This is a genomic window from Scytonema sp. PRP1 (genome assembly GCF_036697665.2).
Lineage (GTDB): Bacteria > Cyanobacteriota > Cyanobacteriia > Cyanobacteriales > Nostocaceae > Kalymmatonema > Kalymmatonema gypsitolerans.
In genome coordinates this window covers 191398-213751 of the sequence record NZ_JBAHYJ020000046.1, presented here as the reverse complement: position 1 = coordinate 213751, position 22354 = coordinate 191398, and the positions used below count along the sequence as shown (strand labels likewise).

At 42.3% G+C, this 22354-nt stretch carries 13 protein-coding genes; 3 read left to right on the top strand and 10 right to left on the bottom strand.

Features of this window, described 5'->3' with window-relative positions:
* The first annotated feature begins 1176 nt into the window (after window positions 1-1176).
* Window positions 1177-3954, top strand: a complete 2778-nt coding sequence (locus V5G28_RS09700; protein ID WP_336230186.1) for a CHASE2 domain-containing protein — start codon at window positions 1177-1179, stop codon at window positions 3952-3954.
* Window positions 3955-3978: 24 nt separating this feature from the next.
* Here V5G28_RS09700 and V5G28_RS09695 read toward each other — a convergent pair whose 3' ends face one another.
* From V5G28_RS09695 to V5G28_RS09650, 10 genes are all read right to left on the bottom strand, one after another.
* Window positions 3979-4713, bottom strand: coding sequence for a DUF928 domain-containing protein (locus V5G28_RS09695; RefSeq protein ID WP_332993322.1), 735 nt, complete (start codon window positions 4711-4713; stop codon window positions 3979-3981).
* Window positions 4714-5115: 402 nt separating this feature from the next.
* On the bottom strand, window positions 5116-5454 hold the full coding sequence (locus V5G28_RS09690) for a hypothetical protein (protein ID WP_332993318.1): 339 nt from the start codon (window positions 5452-5454) through the stop codon (window positions 5116-5118).
* Between the two features lie 90 nt (window positions 5455-5544).
* Window positions 5545-8160, bottom strand: coding sequence for a CHAT domain-containing protein (locus V5G28_RS09685; protein WP_332993315.1), 2616 nt, complete (start codon window positions 8158-8160; stop codon window positions 5545-5547).
* Window positions 8161-8613: 453 nt separating this feature from the next.
* Entirely contained in the window at window positions 8614-11460 is a 2847-nt protein-coding gene (locus V5G28_RS09680; protein WP_332993313.1) for a two-partner secretion domain-containing protein, read from the bottom strand.
* 503 nt (window positions 11461-11963) lie between these two features.
* Entirely contained in the window at window positions 11964-12176 is a 213-nt protein-coding gene (locus V5G28_RS09675; RefSeq protein ID WP_332993311.1) for a hypothetical protein, read from the bottom strand.
* A 186-nt stretch (window positions 12177-12362) separates the two neighbouring features.
* Entirely contained in the window at window positions 12363-12617 is a 255-nt protein-coding gene (locus V5G28_RS09670; protein WP_332993309.1) for a hypothetical protein, read from the bottom strand.
* Window positions 12614-12763 (bottom strand): hypothetical protein, encoded by a 150-nt coding sequence (locus tag V5G28_RS09665; RefSeq protein WP_332993306.1) that lies wholly within the window; start codon window positions 12761-12763, stop codon window positions 12614-12616. Before V5G28_RS09665 ends, V5G28_RS09670 begins: the two co-directional genes overlap by 4 nt.
* A gap of 550 nt (window positions 12764-13313) precedes the next feature.
* Window positions 13314-13481, bottom strand: coding sequence for a hypothetical protein (locus V5G28_RS09660; RefSeq protein WP_332993305.1), 168 nt, complete (start codon window positions 13479-13481; stop codon window positions 13314-13316).
* Between the two features lie 357 nt (window positions 13482-13838).
* The gene (locus tag V5G28_RS09655) at window positions 13839-14060 is read right to left on the bottom strand and encodes a transposase family protein (RefSeq protein ID WP_336230184.1); all 222 of its coding nucleotides are present in this window, start codon (window positions 14058-14060) and stop codon (window positions 13839-13841) included.
* Window positions 14057-14737, bottom strand: coding sequence for a transposase family protein (locus V5G28_RS09650; protein WP_336230182.1), 681 nt, complete (start codon window positions 14735-14737; stop codon window positions 14057-14059). Before V5G28_RS09650 ends, V5G28_RS09655 begins: the two co-directional genes overlap by 4 nt.
* Window positions 14738-15814: 1077 nt before the next feature.
* On the opposite strand from V5G28_RS09650, the gene V5G28_RS09645 reads away from it, so the two are divergent.
* On the top strand, window positions 15815-20632 hold the full coding sequence (locus V5G28_RS09645) for a hypothetical protein (RefSeq protein ID WP_336230181.1): 4818 nt from the start codon (window positions 15815-15817) through the stop codon (window positions 20630-20632).
* Between the two features lie 277 nt (window positions 20633-20909).
* Window positions 20910-22346: a hypothetical protein gene (locus V5G28_RS09640; protein WP_332993297.1), complete on the top strand. Its 1437-nt coding sequence runs from the start codon at window positions 20910-20912 to the stop codon at window positions 22344-22346.
* Window positions 22347-22354: the final 8 nt, after the last annotated feature.

Below are 22354 nucleotides of genomic sequence, written 5' to 3'. Positions count from 1 at the left end.
TATGTGGCTAGTCAACAACAGTTTAAAAATCCGGACGCTGTAAGTGTCTAAACTAAGAGTTGGCATCCTTACGCTCTATAAAAGCTAAAATTTGATTTCTCAAATTACCTCAAACAGAGTGTTAAGTTGGGAGATGGTTTGCACGACATATTCCCAAACATTCTCTTAAATTTAGTCTCTTAAATTTAGTAGTGCTTGCGGTCATAATACAGCATCAGTATTTTTTTTGGCAACTAGTAATTCATGTGATTCATCATACAGCACTATAGATTTATTAGGCAATCCCTTTATATTTTTTAAAATCTTTAATATATTATTTATAGTTTTATATAATTAACCCAGAAAAGTCATGATTTGACAATAAATAATCTGAAAAAAGTAAGAAAAGTAGGTTAATATTTGAATTCCATTAAACATGATTTTAGAAATTTTTTGTTAATGGTAGGAAAGGTAAGAAAAGTATGTATAAACTTTTGCTTATAGTCTGACAAGAATTGCTCTATGGGAAATAGAGCCACCAATATAGCCCCTTTACAAACATAGGTCTACTTACCCTGCCCCTGCAATTATGTCTTGAGAAGGATGAATTTGTATGTTATATTTACAATCATACTTAAGTCAATTGCCTAAAAGACTGAGAGTAGCTTTCCACCTAAATATTAGATTTTCAATTATTTTGAAAACGGGAAGACTTCTGAGCAAAGCAATAGTTGACTTGTAGAAAGCGTCGGTCAGAAACCCCACGGATAAATCCGGGGGCTTGAAAAGCCCATCTGACAAGCCTGAGTTCTTACTGAACTACGTTAGAGGCAAGAGTGAGCAGGCATTTCTACAAATCAAAGCACTGCTGTAGCCCGTTGGGGTGACTCGTTTTTACACTAATAGCTGGGAGACCTATAAATGTCACTATTAAATGTCACTATTTAGAAGCTTTAAGAAGTATGAACTTGACAAATACAATCTATAGAAGATAAAAATAAACACGTAAACCTAAAATTCTCAAACTAATATTTTATACCAGTAAAAAGTTGTGAAGAATTTGTCTTTCCAACGTGGTTTCTGTGGATAGCATCATAATGAGTTGATTCAGTGCTAAATGAGTTGATTCAGTACTAAGTAATAAAAAGTATAATTGGATGCTAAAATGCCAAGTCTACGACACCTTCAGATTTTCAAATGAACCGTTATACATATCAAGTTGGCGGTAGTCTAACGATTGATGCTCCTAGCTATGTAGAACGAGAAGCTGATGAACACCTCTATGAAGCGTTGAAGGGGGGTGAATTTTGCTATGTCCTTAACTCCCGGCAAATGGGCAAGTCCTCACTTCTGGTAAGAACTCGGCATCGCCTGCAACAAGATGGGTTTAGATGCACCACTGTAGATATGACTAATATTGGCTGTGAAAATATTACTCCAGAGCAGTGGTACAAGGGAGTGATTGCTGAGTTATGGTTAGGTTTCAAGCTGCTTGGGAAAATGAACTTAAAAGCTTGGTGGCGGGAGCAGGAAGATATTCCTTTACTTCAGAGACTGAGCCGGTTTATTTCCGAAGTCCTGCTGGTTCAGTTTCCTGAGGAAAGACTGTTCATTTTCATTGATGAAGTTGATAGTATTCTCAGCCTCGATTTTTCTGTTGATGACTTTTTTGCCTTGATTCGGTTTTGTTATAATCGCAGAGCTATCGACCCAGAATACAAGCGCATCACATTTGTCATCTTTGGTGTGACAACACCATCAGATTTAATTCAAGATCCAAAGCGTACTCCGTTTAATATTGGTAAAGCGATAGAGCTCAAGGGCTTTAGTATAAAGGAAGTACAGCCATTAGCTCATGGATTAGACGTTAAAGGCGGTGATGCCCAGGCAATTCTGCAAGAAATTTTAGCTTGGACAGGAGGACAACCATTTCTGACGCAAAAACTGTGTAAGTTGGTTGTCAGTTCAAGTCAAGATACAGTGAGTGGGACGATGATGATTCCCCCTGGTACCGAAGCATTTTGGGTGGAAAGTATCGTTAGGTCACACATTATCCAGAAGTGGGAATCTCAGGATGAGCCGGAACATTTGCGGACGATCCGCGATCGCCTGCTTGCGAACGAGCAAATTGCAAGTCGAACACTTGGCATATATCAACAAATTCTGGCTCTTGAAGATGTGCCAACCGATGACAGTCGAGAACAAATTGAACTGCTTCTGTCAGGTTTGGTTGTGAATCAGCACGGATACCTGAAGGTGAAAAACCGAATCTATCAAGCAGTTTTTAATTCAGAATGGGTTGCCAGACACATGGATAATTTGCGTCCTTACGCGCAACGCTTCAAGGCTTGGATTGCTTCCAATCAACATGATGACTCGCAGCTTCTTTTCGGAATCCCATTGCAGCAAGCACTGGCTTGGTCAAAAAATAAAAGGCTCAGTGACTTAGATTATCGCTTTCTCGCTGCCAGCACCGAACTTGCCAAGCGAAAAGTTGAAACTGATTTAGCACAAGAAAAACAAGCAAGACAAATCGAACGAGAAAAGGCTGAATTTGCCGTATTTGCCGCGCAACAAGCGAATCAAATACTGACTGACGCACGCAAAAGCGCGAAACGAAACGCCCAAAAACTAAATTTGGGCAAACGTTGGATTACGAGCATTGCCTGTGGAGTTGCTAGTTTGGTTATTCTTGTACGTTTTACCGGGCTACTACAGGGGATGGAGTGGACGATGCTAGATCGCTTTTTTCAGACACGTCCTGCAGCAGAAGTTGACCCTCGCATTACCATTATTACAATTGACGAGCCAGATATTGTGCAAATAGGTCAGTATCCTCTGCCGGATCGGGTGTTGGCTCAAGCAATCCAGACATTAAAAAGCTCTAAACCCAGAGCGATCGGGCTGGATTTGTATCGAGATTTGCCTGTGGAACCAGGTTATCAGGAATTAGTAGAACAGTACAAAACAACTCCGAATCTGATTGGCATTCAGAAGGCGGTGGGGAACCAAGTTGCGCCGCCCCCAGTTTTAGCACAATTAGGTCAGGTGGGTCTTGCCGATCAGGTTTTAGATGGGGATGGTAAGTTACGTCGCGCCTTGCTTAGCGTTCAACTCGAAGACTCTTCGTTACACTTTAATCTGGGTTTGCGGTTAGCACTAAGCTACTTAGAAGCTCTTGGCATCACCCCCAAACCCCAAAGCAACAATCGTAACCAAATTCAGCTGGGGAAAGCAGTTTTTGTTCCCTTTCAACCCCATGACGGAGGCTATGTCCAGGCTGATGCAGGTGGTTTTCAAATTTTGCTCAACTTTCATGGCACTCAAAAACAGTTTGAGACCTTTTCTCTTACAGATTTGTTAGCTAATAAAATACCACAAGAAAAGGTGCGCGATCGCGTCGTCCTGATTGGCTCCACAGCGGAAAGCCTCAACGACTTATTTCAAACACCTTACAGCAGCCAGATGTTTGATTTCCCTAAACAAATGGCAGGAGTAACGATCCATGCTAATATCACTAGCATGATTTTGAATGCTGCGCTGGAAGGGCGACCACTGCTAAAGGTTTGGTCTAAACCAGTTGAGTTGCTTTGGATTTTGCTGTGGGCTGCAGTCGGGGCTGCGTTAGGTTGGCAGAGCAAGTCACCCACATCTATAGTCACTGCCATTGTGATTGCAGCGGTTGGGCTGATGGGAACTGCCTACCTTGCCTTTTTACAGGCTTGGTGGATTCCTACTGTCCCCCCGATGATTGGACTTGTGGTTGCTGCTATTACCCTGCCGATGGTCACGAATCGGCAATTAGAAAAAATTCAACTTCGTCAGACAGTAGAGTTGTTAGTTGCAATTTCCACCGAGCAACCTGCTGTTGGACAGATTGCGATTGAATATCTTAAGCAAGCTGAAAGCCAAGAAAATTTGGCATTCATTGAGCAGATTATTAGTGATGCTCGGCTTTGGACAGAGCTTCGCTAACATAATTATTTGAAAGATTTATACTTAATTACTTATTCCTTCAGACTCCAACAAGTCTCGCCAGATGGCTATCAATTTGGCATCCTCAGGATTCAATTGCTTTGCTTGCACAATTGTGCTGAGCATATCGTACCAGTAGCCCATTTTACCATACCATGCCACTTGCTCAATCGCAGTTTTTTTTTGCCTCAGTTCACTCTCCAACTCAGATGTTCTCGGCACCCTCTGCACCCAACCCATAAATACAGGATCGTCTGGTTGTACAGTTTCTCCACAGACAACCACTAAAGACCATTGGTAACTTTTGCTCACAGCCAAGGGTTTCTTTTGCTTGGGTAGAGTAAAACCAACAATTGCATCGTGAGAATTGATCGGTAAAAATGCTCTTTCGTAAAACTGCCCTGTTTCATCTCGAAACATTAACACGACTTGACGTGCAGATGTTTTGGGCATCTGGATGAATATAGTTGGGCGCTCCTGCAATGTTAACCCGTAGTTTTCTTTTGGCATGAGAGGTCGAATTGCACCTTCTTTGTGGGAACACTTGAGTTCACTGCGTGAACCGGCACCAGAGGTCTGTTTTGGTTTCCCTTCTTTGGGTGGGATAAAATTCTCTTGCGATACAGTTGTATTTTTTTGTAATAAAGCAGCACTTGTTACTTTTAATTTTGGTTGAGCGTCTGCAGTTAGGCTCAAACTCAGTAAGAGTTCTAGGGTTAACCCTATTGTTAACAATTTTAAATACTCACTTGATGCCATCAGTAAATGCCGTATAGAACATCACGTCAGAAATTTTACAACAATGAATATAAATATTGGATAAACAAAATATGGTATTTAGGGTCTGGAGTTAAAGTTTTATGCAGAAAGGTGTACATACTCAATAATGAATGACCCTAACAATAATCAATCTTTACTTAATTGAACGAAATTTTTATACTCAATACGAAAGCTCAAAGCCTTATATTGGCGAGAAAATTCAATGAAAATAATGTAACTTTTAGCACTTTTTTTTCTTGTAAACGGCTTTATACTGAGGTGTGCAAGATCTGAGACAATCATAATATTGATTTGAAGTCTTAAGTAAAGTGGGAAAAAATGGGATTTTGAGGATTCTATAGCAACAGCCAAGGTGGTTAGGACATCAACAGATGATAAAACCTAGACACAAAAAGACTTTTCACCCAGTCCCCAGTCCCCAGTCCCCAGTCCCCTGCTATATCCGACAAAAAAGTGGAAAAAGTAGGAAAAGTGGGATAAAAAGTAGGCAGTCTGATTCTCCCGACTAGCGGGTTTCCAACGAGTCACCAACCTCTGACCAGATAGCCAAGCACGACTAGCCGAGCAAAAATTACCGAAAAAGAATTCAGGAGTCAGGAGCCAGGAGTCAGAATGAACTCCTGTCCGTAGGCGTGGGTGAATAATGGTCGCGCATCCCCCGGATTTATCCGTGGAGAAAAAGAAAAGCGATAGCTTCTTTACCGAAACCCCCGAATTCATGAGCCACTCCGTTGCGGGGGTCTCCCCCGTTGAAGGATGTGGCGTTCGTGGGGTTATTCTGAATTGTGAATTGTGTCTTCTGACTCCTTCTCATTGCCAATTTCCCACCAGAACAAACGCTGCCCAGTAGTAAGGATGTTTGTACTGAGGTGAATTTAACAAAGAGAGTTGGCTGTGGCGCAGTGCTTCAGCTTTGGTGACGCCAGGTTGGGTAAAGCGGCGGTAAAATTCAGCCATCAGTTGAGCAGTGGACAAATCCTGTACTGACCAAAGCGTTGCCAAGGTACTCCTGGCTCCAGAACGGACAGCAACTCCAGCGAGTCCTAAAGCAGCTCGGTTATCGCCTTTAGCAGTCTGACAAGCACTGAGAACTAAGAGTTCAATCGGTTGGCGATCGCGCAGAGAACTGTTTTTGCCCTCTCCTGTTAGCAGTCGATCCAAATCTTTGACATGAATGCGATCGTCCCAAGCTAGGAGAAAGGTGTCTTCGGCTTTCGAGCTAAATTGACCGTGGCTTGCCAGATGAATTACAGAAAACGGTTGGTTCTCAACTCGGTCTAGGAAATTAGAGCGAGTAAACTTTTCGTTGAGTAAGACTTTTGTTGAGAGGGTAGCAGCAATTTGTTGAATCTCTGTTTTTACGCCAGGTAAAGCAGAAAACCCTTGACGCGCCTCAGATAAACCCCCAGCCAAAGTTTTTATTTGTTGAGCAGATAGAGCACGCGAATCTAAAAGCTGCAAACCTGGAGCCAGGGCAATATTATACCGCTCTACCAAATACTGCTGACCATCGTGGAGAACTGCCATCGGCAGACTGCGTAAAAAATCATCGAGGACAAATACCAACGTTTTAATTGAGTGACGCTCTAACTCTGCCGACATAGGACGCACCAGCCAATCATAGACCTGTTGCGCGGGAGGTAACACCTCGTTCGGCAAAAAAACAGGGTTCAAAGACTGACGCAATTGTGCAAACACTCTCGCTGTTTCTTGTGGTGAAATCTCGATTCCGTAATGTTGCAATGGCTGTCCGGGCAGGGAGAAAATCACTTCTAAGCGTTGGTGAAGCACGATAGGATAGATAACAGCTGCTGTTGGGTCAATTGTCTCGATCGCTCTGGGTTTATATGTTAGGCAAGCTTCCCGGAAAAAGTTTTCTAACTCAGCCAGTTGCAACGCCTCAATCACTTGCCGAGAGCGTTGGAGGCGTTGTTGCTTGTTCGTTTCAGGTAAGCTGTCTACATTTTGCAACAGCAATTGCACCAACTGGCGATAGAGAGGTTCAACCTCGTCTCGGAAAGAAAACTGCACAACAGGATTTACTGCCACTAAGTCCTGACGCAAAGATTGTAAAATAGTGACTGCTTGGTCATAAGCTGCAATCGCTGCTGTTGTGTTGCCTTGTGCGTTGAGAATTCGCCCCTGTTGCCAGTACCAGGTTGCGGCAATATCTGTTGCCTGTATTTTCTGAGCCAGAACAAGTGCTTGTTGTGTGAGTATCAGTGCTTCTGACCATTGTTGAGTTTGTTCGTACAAATGCCCCAGTTGTCCCAACGCGTAAGATTCTCCCCTAGAGTCTTTTAATTCTCTTGCCTGTTGCACTGCCCGAACTAATATTTGAGAAATATCCTTTGTGTTTTGTTTTTTATTAAAAACTATTGACAACTTTGTCAAGCTTTCTGCTAAATTAACCTGAGCGTAGACAACAGCATGACTAGGAGGAAGGTTAAAAAGACGCGCTTGAATTTGAGGAAGTAGTGACAGCGCTGCTTGTTGTTGCTTTGTTGTCACCAAAAGACTAAGTTGATTAAGTTGAGCCTCTAACTGGGTGCGCGGATTTTTGCTTGTGTTTGTTGCTTGTTGATAAAACGCCAACGCAGCCTGAAAATCCCCTATTGCCCTAGCAGTGTTCCCCAATCTAAAGAGGGTTTCTCCGATATCTGGTGTCGAATTTAGCTGTTTGGCAATGGTTAAACTCTCGGTTAAAACGGTTTGAGAGTTTTGCAAATCTCCCACAACTTGCAAAGTCACACCCAAACTCCGCAATTGTCTGGCTTTAAGCAAGGAGTCAGGCAAGGCAGCCAGGTCTTGATTGACTTGCTCTAGTATACTTCGCGCTCTTCGATACAGTCCCAAGGTTTGCAGTGCTTGAGCTTGGTTAATTTGGCTAAGAACAATTCCCGTCACATCCTTGAGGGAACGATAACGTTTCTCTGCCTGTTTCCAAGTTTCCAAGGCGGTTTCGGCATGACCTGTATTTAGCTCGATACTGCCTTGGGTATTGAGGACTTGAGCGTAAAGCAAAGGAGCATCAGTACTTGGCAAGAGGTTGAGAGCTTGGGTACTGGCTTTTTGTGCTGCCTTCCACTGTCCTAAGTCTTGATACACAATCGCGAGATAGTTGTAGCTGATGGCTTGATTGTGCCGTTCTCCCTTTTGCTCAAATGCAAAAGCCGCCTTTTCCCACACTTGTGCAGCCTCTGCAAACCGTCCCGCATCGTAAAGTTGCTTTCCTTGTTCGAGTAGGGTAACTGGAGAATTCGTATTTTGTATCTCGTATTTCGTTGTACTTCTTGAATTTTCTGCGGCGTAGCCCTTCGCGTAAGATATTTTTAATTTTGAATTGAATTCGGCTGCGGCTGGTAAAACTGTGATCACCAGTAAAAAAGTCAGCAGTGCTAAGACTAGGTGGTGATAGGGTTTCACATTCTACCGTCGCTACAACTTACGCCAAAAAATTGATTATGTACCTTCAGCCCAATGTTCGGTTTGAACTATTTTTAAGATGCATGATATCAAGTCCGGTTAAATACTTATCATTACCCTAAGAACCCCACCCCGGTAAAGCTGCGCTTCACCTCCCCGGACCGCTGGGGGGGAGGGGCGGCGCGGGGTGGGGTGCAGTTAACGTGGTAATCATAACCAATTAGCCGGACATAATATGAGTTCGTCTCAATGAGAACATTCAAGTTGAAAATACATATAAAAAGTGAGGAAATAATGAGCATTTTGTAATTTTTTGAACAAAAACTTGTTTACAGCGGTTCTCTGTAAGGTGGGCATTGCCGCCAGTATCTCAAATGCCTATTACATAGGCTTTTATGGGCAATACCCAGCCTACGATTTCTAGTGCTTTCAAAACTGTAAAGTGCGTAAGTCCTAGTTGCGTTTCAATTTAGTACAATCAATTTCATCATTCCCAAAGCTGCGCTTAACTTGTGGAGTATTTGCCACCAGTTCTACCTGTCCTTGGGCATTGATCAGCCATCCCGTCGCTTCAACAAGCGAAGCTGGTTGTTGGTTTTTTGCTATCAACTGAGATTGAGAAATCCTCTCCTGCTCCTCAATGAGTTTACTACCACTTGTCAGACGTAAATCCTGCAGAATAATCTGACCTCTGAGCGTCTGTCTGGGGTCTTCCGGTAAGCCGCCTCGTCCGGTGATTATAAAGTAGTTTCCTTGATCTGCCGGACAGCCAGTGGCAATACCATCGCTCGCTTGTGTAAAATTTTCTGGTAACTGAACTAATCCTTGAGCGGGGTTAATCTCCCCGGTATCGAGTTCCACTGTTCCATTGAACTGAGGACTGAGGTTAGATGTGGCGGTGATGTCACTTTTTGGTGTCAGTTTATTCCGAAACTGAGTGCCAAAGATTCCTTGTGCGGTGATGCTAACTCTCCCGCCAGAACCTGCTCTAGCATTGGCGGTGATATCGCTATTTTCCCAAGCCAATAAGGTATCGGTATTAATATTGATGTTACCGCCAATAGAACTATCCGCATCGGTTCTAATCCGGCTACCACCGCGCAACCGTATGTCTCGCGCTCGTAGGTTAATATTTCCCCCTGCACCAGAGCCAGTAGAGGCATTAATGCTACCTTGGTTGCTAAGGGCGATCGCATCCGCTACAACGTTAATTGTACCTGCATTTCCCACCCCAATACTCTCGACATTCACAGTTGCCCCATTCTGGACAATTAACTTTCCTGTGGTCAAACTGAGATTTCCCGCTGCGCCTGTCGGGTTAAATGGGTACAAAGATGTAAGTAACCGATCCCCAGACGCTGTCGCTATCCCACTGGGGGGGAACTGAGTATCTCTGGTTTTTCCACTGACTTGCACCGATTGGGAAGCGTTAATAAAGATGTCTCCTCCCCGTCCCGTATCTAGAGTCGTGGCTCCTACTCCACCTCCATCTTGGACAATTAATTGCTTGGTATTAATTCTTAAGTCACCAGCATCAGCACTTCCAAGCGTCACCGTAACAATTTGAGAGGGGACATAAGGAGTGTTGGCTGAGGTACCAATGACTTTGACAGAGTCCGAGGCATTTATGGTTACGTTTCCACCCCGACCGCTAGAACGAATCAGTCTATTTCTTGTTGTTGCTGACCCACTTGCAGAAGTTATCGTCGCTCCCCCTTCTACAAGCACAGAACCTGTATTTATCTCTAAGTTTCCCGCCTTTCCTGTACCACGAAGAGTGCTAGTAGATAAGTTAGTACCAAACGAATTATTTTCTCGATATGTTGATAATACCACGGAGTCAGAAGCTCTCACGATGAGATTCCCGCCTTGTCCCGCACTGAAAGTGGTTGCAGATACAATTGCTCCATCCCGGACAATCAGCTTTCCTGTATCAATGACTATATTGCCTGCGTTTCCTTGATTAAAAGCTGTGGCTATCAATCCAGAGCCATTCACCTCTACCAGTTCGGAGGCGCGAATTAAAATATTTCCTCCAGATCCTGTACCAAATGTCGGGGTAACTATTAATGAGCCATCTTGAAGTGTTAACTGTCTGGTATCAATTGTGATATTTCCTGCTCTTCCCGCACCTAGAGTCCCGGTAGAAAAAACACTTTCCCGAGCACGCAACATGTCAGGCTGTCCATCCAGACTCGGTTGAAGAGAAAGGTTGACAAAGTTCTCAAATCCGATTCCTTTAAGTTCTACAGAGTCAGCGCGGACAGCAATATCCCCTCCCGCAGCCGTACTTGAAGTCCCAGCTCCAACAAATGCCTGGTCAAAAAGCTTGAACTGTGTTGCATCAATTGTGATACCGCGACCGTCAAGACTTCCTATAGTATCAGAAGCTAGGTTTGCGCGATCGCGTAACATCACACTTGCTCCCCTGACTTGGATAGCGCCACCACCCAAGCCACTAGCAGTCACTGAGGCTGTACCCGATAACTCGATGTTGCCGAAATTTTGGATGTCTGCATAGTTAAAAGCCAAGCCTGTTGGAGTTGGAATAAAGCTTACTAAGCCGGGACTCGCCACACTACCTAGTAGAATATTTCCTTGGTAAGCCGTGAGATTGCCGTTATTAAAGGTAAGATTACCCCCCACCAGTGCCAATGTTTGACCGGGCTGGACTTGGAGACCAACATTACTAGGAATTGGAATTGCGCTGTCGATGGGTGGAAGCGGTACCAAACTCGTTGCTTGAGATTGATTAATAATGCTGCCTGGATTTGACCCAAACTGCAAGCCTATTGGAACATTAATCGTTAGCAGTGGCGGCGCGCCTGGATTTATGGCACTGAAGGTGCTACCATCTGCAAACTTAATGCTACTCGCTGTAGAGCCGATGAACGAGCCACCAATATTTAACTGAGCATTCGGACCAAAGATAATTCCGTTAGGGTTGATGAGAAATAGGTTAGCAGTACCATTAGCTCGAATTAACCCATTAATATTAGATATGTTTTTCCCCGTGACGCGATTGATAATATTTTGAATATCCAGCGCATTGTTAAAGAAAGCTTCACCGCCAGTAGGCACGGAAAACTCAGAGAAGCTGTGGAACAGTTTGCCACCAACTCGCGTGCCATTCTCGATTAAGAAAGTGTTACCATTGGTTGTTACACGTGTATTACTTGGCAGCGTTCCATCTGGCTGAATTTGTGCTTCTGCTATGCTGGTATGACCTAGAAGGCAGAGGACAAGACTATTAAGCAACCAGAGATACTGACGACTTAGTTTCTGGAAAAAAATATCCATCTAAAGCTCCACAAGAGTACTCCCGCCACACCGCTCTTTGGCGGTGAGGGGAATTGTGGGGCAATTGGACTGGGTAAAAGCCCCTCCAATTGGCAATATAAGCGAAATCTTTAAAGTGCGAAGTCTCCCAATACCAGTGATTTCACGGTATAATAAAACAGATCGAGTCAGTAGTCCACCGTTCGGGTCGAAGACCGGAAAACAAAAGCCCAATCGAACGGACTGAACCTTGACAACAGAGTGTAGGGGGTTCCAAGGAGGAAAGATGTTTGACATCCCCGTTCTTTGGGTAAAACACTTTACGGATAAAGCATTGAGCATTTAGATACCTACTTGTTCAAAACAACGGAGAGGACGCTTCGTTGCCTAAGGTGGAGGATACGGGGTTACCCGTCCGATGAATCAGAAAACTCTAACTGTGAGGTTAGATGCTCCCGCTAACCTTCGGTGTAGCGGGAGAGTCGTCACAATCTTGTTTCCTCTAGCTACTCGCGGGTGAACTTCTAAAACATCTCGCCCGTTGCGCTGTAATTCTCTAAGTCTGCAAGATGATTAGGTTGATTCAGAGCAGCATTGAGCTGGATAGCCCAGGAAATAGTTGGTATACCAAACATAAAAGTTATTAATATAATCAGATCCAGATGGGGCTTGTGTAGCTGTTCCTCTGCTCGTTGTGTTATTACAGCCTGTGGAACAATCTTACGGAGTAGAATCATAATTACACCCCTTTTGTGTAAATTTTAATGACTTTATACGATTTATATTTGTGAAAATCTTATCAGCAAGCGAGAGAAGTTTATGACGGAATAATATAAAAGTTTCGTATATCTTTAATAATCGGCGTAAGTTGACTGAGAAAATCTACTTTTCCTACTTTTTTAATCAGGGTAAGAGCATCTCAATCAGGCTTGACACAAGGAATCAGAAGAATCTAATGTATTGTCAATATTCTTAGCAACAGTTTTGTGGGGAAACAGCCCAAATCGCTGAAAAACCATTGACACTTTCATCAGGCAAATCTCCCGCATCCGTTTCTCGTCTTCACCTGTCTCGGAGAGCAAATATTGCTTGAGGACTAAAAACAAATTTTTTTTCGTCACTCTCTCCCCTAATGCTTCTGAAAGGGCTTGCCACAACTGGGAGCCAATATCCTTCATCTGAGCAATACTATAGGCACATCGGGTGCCATCTCCCTATAACTGCGTCCGAGCCATGACTGACACAGGATGAAGCGCTCAAGGGGACTCAGTTGCCTAGAGAGCAGAGTTTGTTCTACAGTGTCCAGAAGTTTGTCAACATTCATGTGGTGACTCCATTTGAGTAGTGTACACACAGCAAGTTAGATCCAGACTCTTTTCCGTGTTTGTCAAAAGATTTCTTGCCTCAATCGACCTTTTTGAACCAAAAACACCCTTCTTGCCAGACTCCTAAGATGCACATTTTAGAACCTTGATATACCAAGGCTTTCAGAAAGTGAAGAATGCAGGTGCTTCTTTCAAAAGTTGCGAGGGAGTTTAATACTTTTGAATGCGTGAGTTTTGAATGCGTAACTTCCCCCTCGTGGGGCGCTCACCGGAATGCACCTGTAAACACGAATGTCAAAACCATAACTCCGTGCCAGAGGAATCATTCGTTCCAAATCAAGTAAAAGAAGAAACACAAGTATTTGGGGCAAAATCAATTGGAGGGCAATTTGAGCAGCTTCTCCCTAATCAGGCAAATCTGTAGTGTTTGTTGATAAATAAGCGCAGTGCGCCAAAATATAGGCAGTTAGGCAGAGTACCAACCAACGATATACCCTAAGCAGAGTACCCTGACCAAAACGATGTAGCCCAAAACAATGTTTAACGGTTTTAAACCAACCCACAAGAAAGCCAGCGACACTTTCCCCACCAACTAATAGTGCTAGCTTTCAGGGGTCTGGTAGACAGAACAAAACGAATTTCTACGCTTGCCATCACGTTTGTCGAATCTAGACCAAGATACTTGCCGTTAGAAGCTTTTAAAGCAATTGATTTCACGATTGATTTTAACTCTTTTTTTACTACTGCTGTTCATCGTAAAAGGGCAGTTTCCTGATGTCTAATGCTTTGTAATTATTGCAGCTATAACTTTTAGGCATACCCATGTCCTGTTCAACGTAAAAAGCCGAGTGAGGACTCGTTTACCTAATTCCGAGAGAAGGCTCCCGCCATAATCTCTAGACATCTCCGAAAAATGCTAATACCACTCTAAAACTGGACTTGAGTCACTGAACGCCAACTTGAAATATGAGCCAGTTTCAACGGAAAAATAAGGGCTTGAGACAGTTAGTGATTGATAACCAGGAAAAAATCACAAGTTAGGATATCAATTTTTCCTGGGAATTTCGCGCTATTTTATAGTGCCATAACTAATGCTCCTATTCGGAATCTTACAAGTCCACATATCGTCATGATTATTTGTTCATATTTACTTGGCTTTAATCGAAATCTTTCAGAAGCGACTCTGAAAATTTTCAAGATACGAATTAAATATTCTACAAATATTCGGTCGGAAGCCATTTCTTTATTTTTCTTTTTTTGGGATTCGCTTAGTTCTCCTCTTTTCGGTTTTTTCATGGGAGTCTTAATTGATGGCTCTCCAATATAACCTTTATCCCCTTGAAATTTTTGATGGCGTCAAAACCTTTCTGTCCTTGACGAAATAAAATTATGTCACTTTTTGGTCCTGGTTCTCCCGCGATAACATCAACAATATCTTTGCCATCTGGTAAAACAGTAATTTGATTTTTAAATGTATGGTTTTTCTTTTTCCCAGAGTAATACTTTTTCTGTTCTTTATACTCTCCAGGTCTCTCTCTAGCCTGTTCTGCACTATCTACTATTAGTTCATAGTCGGTTAAAACTTCTTGAACAATTTCATAGTCACTGGCGTTTTTTTTTACCTGTTCAAGTAAACTAGATGGCAAAAGTTCTTCTAGGAGTGGCAACCAGTAGTTAAATGTATCGTTCGCGGTTGATTCACTCACTCCAAACTGGATACCTAGCAACTGAAATGTTGTCAAATGTCTCAGATATATCAATGTTAACAGAATTTGCTCCTCCGTCGATAACTTTACTTTACGACCTCCTCCTTTATTTATGATTCTAACTTTCTGCGCTTCGACTTCTTCTTGCTTTTGGGTATGTAAGGCTAGCGCCTGTTTTATTAGTTGTTCTAGTTGCTCATACTTGAGACCAACCAACCGCTGCGTTTCCTGATGATTTTTTTTAATATAACCTAATATATCACTCATTTTTTTGTGGTACAAAAGCTACTTTGATACTCTTTTACCACAAAATACTTCTATTTTGGAGATGTCTTCTGATTTGGCGGCGAGATGAATCGCGGAAAGAGGAAATCCAAGAAGTGATTCTTGCTGTGGAATCCCCCCTATACCTGGTACTTTAGGGAGCGCGGTGGGAGGATGTCAATTGACTTTGAAAGGATGCTAATGCTCCCCCCCGCTCGCGCTTTTCTCCCGCCAAAAAACGATGCTCTTTTAAAACCGCCCCAAGGGGGCGATCCGCAATCAAATCGCGGCATAGAACACCAGTTCAGTTAAAAACCTGCATATGCAGGTTTTTTTGTATAGCCTCAGTCTTTTATGTAAACTATTTTTGAATTTATAAAATTAAAAAACTCTTTTCCTACTTTTCCCACTTTTCCTACTTTTCCCACTTTTTGTAATTGGACGTTATTTTTTTAATTTGTCAAAAATTATCGAATTTTCCTATTTTTACCTCGATAGTAAGATGAAAAGATTTTTTTAATATTTATTAGGTATTTTTTTTTGCAGAGAATACAAAGAAATGTTATAAATAACTAGGGATTAACTAAATTCAGGGTTAGCACTATGAGCGACCAAAATTCAAACCATAATCAAATAATTCCTAGAAATATAGAAGATTTAAGGAAGATTAAAGTTTTGACGCTTTTGGACGCAATCCTCTTTAGAAACTTGTGTGCGCCGCTCTAATTCAAATTACTCGACGTGCCCGAAATAGAAGAAAAACGCAACATAAAGATGGTAAAAAGTCATTTTTACTATTTACCGATGCTGTAAAAAAGAATGAGTGTTTTGGAGAATCTTCAAAAACATAGTCAAACATAGTCAGGCTAGAAAAAATCTGGCTATTAGTTATTTTTTGACCAGTTTTTAGAGGTTGTTAATCATGCTGAAAAACGTCAGTATGAGAAGGAGCGACTTATCAGAACAGCAAAAAATAAGGATGAATTCAAAGGAATGTTGCATTCCAAGTGATTTATAACTTATAGACCCTTGAAGTATGAAATTCTTCGGTTTCAACCAAAAGAAAAAAAGGAAAAAAGCGTGAGTAAGCAAGCAAACTCTATACCTGCTGTTGATTTGGTTATTGTTATCGATACTAGTCCTTCGATGAAAGACCAAGCGCAGGCTTTGAGCAATGCTGCTGCAAGTGCGATCGCCAAAGCTAAATCTAGTTGTCCATCAGATTTAAGAGTCGTTTGGTTGGGTATAGAAGGTACTTGGAAAGGTACAAACTTCGACCAAACTATTAGAGGTTATCTGACTCAAAAGAAGGTACCTGAATCCAAACTCCGGGGTCGAAAAAAAGGAGAAGTTGCAGACGCAGGAGCGCAGGAAGATGCAGCTCGCGCCATTGAAGACATCTCAGATTACTTTGATTGGCGCAAAGATGCAGCACGAGCTATCTTTTATCTCGGCGATGAAGCACTCGAAGGGGGTGGAGATAAAACAAAGCAAGAGGATGTTAACGCCGCTAATTTGGCTATCCAAAAAGCTCAAGCAGCAGGAGTGACCGTTCACACCTATTTTGGAACTTCCAAGAGCAAGCATCAAGAAGGTATCAAAACCGAATACGCCAGACTTGCAACCTCAACAGGTGGACAATCTTTTACGGATAGAGACGCTATCAGTGGTTTTAGTGGAGTCTTAGAAAAAGTTATCTGTGGCAGCCGCACACCTCAAACTATTAAGCTCAAACCAGGGGCAGTTTATATCCAAGATTGTGTCTCCAATGAATTAAGCAAACTTTATACTCTGGATTTAGCCAGAGGTAAAGCGACTTTTATTGGCGAGATAGTGACAGAGGTTTCTGACATTGCTTTTGTCGGTTCCCAACTCTATGGACTTGATCGAGAGGGCGACAAGACTCGACTAGTTAAAATTGACCTGAATTCAGGTGATGCTACGGTAATTGGTGATATTGGCTTTGCTTGTGCTGGCTTAACATACAATCGCCACCGTCAAACCCTCTACGCCACAACTGCTAAACAACTGATTGCTATTAATCTGGGAACAGGTAAAGGGACGCCAGTAGTATCGGTAGCAAATAAAGACTACAACTGTGGCGAAGTTGCATTTGATGCTGATGGCAAAGCTTATATTACCTTGATTGGTTACGACAAGAAGAAGTTATTAGCAAGCTACAACCTCGATACAGGTGAAGTTAAAACGATCGGCGATATTGGCTTTCCTGCTCTTGCCAGCATGGAATTTGTTGGCGATGTTCTCTATGGCGTGACTGGTAAGTTTTTTAACTTAGGTAAAGACGGTCAATTAATCCGTATTGATACTACCACGGGTAAAGGAACTTTAGTCGCCACGACCGATCCTGTCGGTCGTTGGGTAGGCATCGCTCTTTATGAACCAGCGACAGTAGTAACGACGGAAACCACCTCACAAGTCAACTCAGACCAAAAATCTGAAACAACAAAAGTTTCTCCAGAAATTAAAGAGGTCAAGGAGGAAGATATGAGCATTTTAACAATCGATACCAAAAACAATTGTTATGTTATCAACCCCGACCAAATGAACAACCTGCAACAAAATGTTGCTAGTTCTTTTAGTTTAGAGAAAGGTACTTTTGATATCAGAATTACCGGCGGTCGCTACAGTTATGCCAAGGCGAAAACAGAGGGAGAACCTTTTGTCTTACTCTGGATCTATGGGGTTGATGGTAGGAAATTTATCAATAAAACCACAGGTTATGAGGTAGGCGCAACCTGGACAACCTTAAATGGATATAATGATCATTTGCAGTTAGAGGTCAAAGACAAAGCCGTTGTCAATGCCTTGTTCTTTGATGTTAATACTGATGACAATAGTGGTTTAATTGAGCTTTCAATTACCAGTAATAAGCCATTTTTCAACCCTCAAACTTTAACAGTAGATAGCAAACGCAATTGTTATGTGCTGGATGAAAATAGCCTGTCGAGTTTGAAGCAATCGGGCGCTAACTTCATTGAATTAAACCCCGGAAACTATCGCCTCAAAATTCGTGAAGGCAATGCAACTTATTGGTCAGATAACAAGAAGTTTGAGCTAGAACCTTGGGCTTTAATTTGGGTTCAAGGCGGAAAATTTATTACAAACCTGACAGGCATTGAAGTTGAAGAAACTTGGTCTTCATTGAATGGTCTCAAAGATGAATTCGTTTTAGAGGTCAAAGAAAAAACTACCTTGACAGGTTTATTTTTTGACACCTACAAGGAAGATAATGAAGGACAAATTATTCTGGCAATCGAGCCAGTGAGTGCAACTGAACTGGCTGAGAACTATAAAAAGCAAGAGAATAATAACGTTACACAACAGAGGCAAGGACAGACGACTACAACCAGGACTGTTACAAACAGTGTGACAGTTATAGGTACAGGTGGATCTGTCAGTCGTGAAGCAGTCGGTGCAAACAGCTCGACGGAGAATGTAACAAATATTCAAGGCACAACAGGTGGATCTGGTGGATCCACGAGTCGTGAAGCAGTCGGTGCGAACAGCTCGACACAGTTCACCTTCCGCTTTAACGAAGACGAGTTCAAGAAAAAGTGGGAGGAGCAGTTACAGCAGATTGATGCATCTATCAATGTAATAGATGAGAACGATGTAACACTCGAGGCTAAGTATTGGGATCAGCTCGAACAGTGGCTCCTGAAGAACTACGAGAAGCACTTTAAGAACCTGGCTGTAGAAGTGGCAAAAGTCAGGTTTACGATGGATGCCTATCAGGAGCAGATGGAGTTTAGTCTGAACCAGCAATTGCAAAGCTGGTCTAGCTACTTAGACAGGCTAGTGGAAGATAAAATCAACGTTGAGATATCGAGGAGAATTAACCAGCAGATCAACCAGTACGTTGACCAAACCTTTGAGCAAAGGATACGTAACAACATCGGATTAATTATCAACAACATTTTAAATAAGCAGGAACTCAACCAGTACATTGATCGGCATGTCGATCAGCAAATCGACCAAATCTTCGACCAAAAGATACGTAACAACATCGGATTAATTGTCAACAACGTTGTACGTAAGCAGGAACTCAACCAGCACATTGATCGGCATGTCGATCAGCAAATCGACTCCTCCTTTGAGCAAAAGATACGTAACAACGTCGAATTAATTATCAACAACCTTGTCAATAAGCAGGAACTCAACCAGTACATTGATCGGCATGTCGATCAGCAAATTGACTCCTCCTTCGAGCAAAAGGTACGCAATAACGTTAACCTAATTACTCAAAATATTGTCAACAATAATACTGACCTCGACCAGTACGTCAGCCAGCAAATTGACAACACTTTTGAGCAAAAGGTACAAAATCACAGAAATGTGATTACCCAGAACATTGTGAATAACAATGAGCAATTAAACCAGTACTTCGACCAGCGTTTACAGCACAGTGTCACCAACAACACTGAAGTGAACAACCAGATTGTCAACTTGGTTGCCAACAGTACTGAAATTAACAACAAGATTTCCAACCTGCGCAACGAGTGGAATCAGACATTTATCAATCTGGCTACACAGCATGTGGATGAACTGAGCAACGTCATCGGTGGTACAGAGACATTCAACAGAGTCATTATTCAGAAGCTTGTCAATAACAATACTGACCTTGACCAGTACGTCAGCCAGCAAATTGACAACACTTTTGAGCAAAAAGTACAAAATCACATCGCTGCGATTACCCACAACATTGTGAATAACAATGAGCAATTAAACCAGTACATCGACCAGCGCTTACAGCACAGTGTCACCAACAACACTGAAGTGAACAACCAGATTGTCAACTTGGTTGCCAACAGCACTGAAATTAACAACAAGATTTCCAACCTGCGCAACGAGTGGAATCAGACATTCATCAATCTGGCTACACAACACGTCGATGAACTGAGCAACGTCATCGGTGGTACAGAGACATTCAACAGACTGATTATTCAGAAGCTTGTCAATAACAATGAGGTATTCAACCAGTACATCGACCAGCGCTTACAGCACAGCGTCACCAGCAACACTGAAGTGAACAACAACATTGTCAACTTAGTTGCCAACAGTACTGAAATTGACAACAAGATTTCCAGCCTCCGCAACGAGTGGAATCGGACATTCATCAATCTGGCTACACAGCACGTGAATGAACTGACCAACATCATAGGTGGCACAGAGACATTCAACAGAGTTATTACTCAGAAGCTTGTCAATAACAATATTGAACTGAACCAGTACGTCAGCCAGCAAATTGACAACACTTATGAGCAAAAGGTACGAAATTACATTCCAGTGATTACCCAGAACATTGTGAATAACAATGAGGGATTAAATCAGTACATCGACCGACGCTTACAGCAAAATGTAACCAACAACGTTGAAATTAACAACGAAATTGTCAACTTGGTTGTCAACAGTACGGAAATTAACAACAAGATTAATAACGTCTACAGAGATATTGACATCAAGATTGACAGCGTCCGCAACGAGTGGAATCAGACATTCTTAAATCTGGTGAGACAGTACGTTGATGAAGTGATCAACATAATAGGCGACAGAGACACATTCAACACCCAAGTCGCAAATATCATCAACATCAAGGTGGATGAGCTTCTCAACCAAATCATCAGAACCAAGAACGAATTGACTGTGCTGATCAACAGTGCAGACAGACAACTCTATGAGTGGACTCTGGGAGAACTCATGGCAATCAAAGGCTGCTTAACCGACCGTGAGGTTCTTGTCGAGACGCTAGTCACCTTTAGCGCTCAACTTAGAACCAAGCTGGATGGAACCGCCTGCGTGGACATCAACACATTCAAGCCGTTCAGACCTATCTCGATAGATCAACAGCAATCGCAGCAATTACCAGGAAGCAAATAACTAGGCTTTAGCCCTTAAAGCTAAGTTAACTCAAATTTGATGGTGTAGAGGTTGCGTTACTGCGTTGCTTTAACGCAACCTAATTCAACAAAACAAAAGTGAAAAAATTGACAAAAAAAATGATTCATGTTTGCGACAGATAGAACCGTCACATAGACAATCATGTGTTGCATTCTTTTTTTTTAATGGTATTAACTACAAAATGCTTCCTAAAGATATTTCAATCTGCACCTCTAGTCAATAAAAAATTACTTTGCGTGGCTTGGAAAGACTACTTATGGCAAAAAAAAGATATTCATATGTTGGGGTATCACTTTTCTTGGCTCTGTTGCTCCCAACCCCCGTTTTTTCTGATGCACCACCTCATTTAATTAAACAACCGTTCAAGAATTTAGAGAGTGAAGAAAACTCTACAGAAGGGATAGGAGGACAGCCTCAGGAATCCTCTAATAAAAAACCTAATCAAGTACAAGGCATCAATGATCCCTCATCTAAAAAAAATAGTATTTCAGGTGGAGGTACTGAAGGAGGCTCAAAACCAGCAGGAACAAACAACCCATCATCTGGAGTGTTGAGTAATGAAGCTACACAAAATCCTACAAATAAACCCTCTGGAGGATCTTCTGGAACAGGACAGAGTAGTCAGGTCTCGCCCATCGTTGGCGGAAACAATACATCGCCTTCCGGAAGAAAAAATGAAGCTACACAAAATCCTACAAATAAACCTTCTGGAGAGCCTTCTGGAACAGGACAGACGAGTCAGCCCTTACCCATAACTGGCGGAAACAATACATCGCCTTCGGGAAGAAATATTGACTCAGAGGATCGGATACCCTCGCCTGTAGAAAATACCTTGAACTCCCTTTATAGAAATCCATTTGCATCGCTGCCGTGGTTGTTCTTGCTGGGACTGCTGGGTTTGCCTTTCTGGTGGTTCCGCAGACGTCGTCGTCAGCAGCAGGTCAACAAGTTCGTTGACCAAATCTTTGAGCAAAAGATAAATAACAACATCGGATTCATTATCAACAAGATTGCGGATAAGCAGGAATTCAAGGATTACATCGACCAGTATATAGCTCAGCAAATCGACCAAACTTTTCAGCAGAAGATAAGAAATAACATCCCATTAATGACTCACTACATTGTGAATGATAATGAGGAATTACAGCACTACATTGACCAGCGGTTACACTACGGTGTCATGAACAACGCTCTCATTAACAGTGAGATTATAAACTTCGTTACTAACAGTACTGCAATTAACAATAAGATTAATAAAGTCTACAGAGATATTGACATCAAGATTTCGAGCATCCGCAGCGAGTGGAATCAGACATTTTTAATTCTGGTTGGGCAGTACGTTGATGAACTAATCCATATAATAGGTGGCAAAGAGACATTTAACATCCTGATTGCCAATTTGATCAGTGCCAAGCTAGATGAGCTTCTCAACCAAATCATGAGAACCAAGAACGAACTGATTGTAATAATGAACAATGCAGACAGAAATCTGTATGAGTGGACTCTGGGAGAACTCATAGCAATCAAAGGCTGCTTAACCGACCGTGAGGTTCTTGCCGATCAGCTCATTTCCTTCAGTGCTGAACTGAAAACCAAGCTCGATTGTACGCCCTGCGTAGACATCAACAACTTCGAGCGGTTCAGACCTATCTTGATAGATCACAAACAGCAAGAGCAGATTGCAGGTTCATAACTACGCAC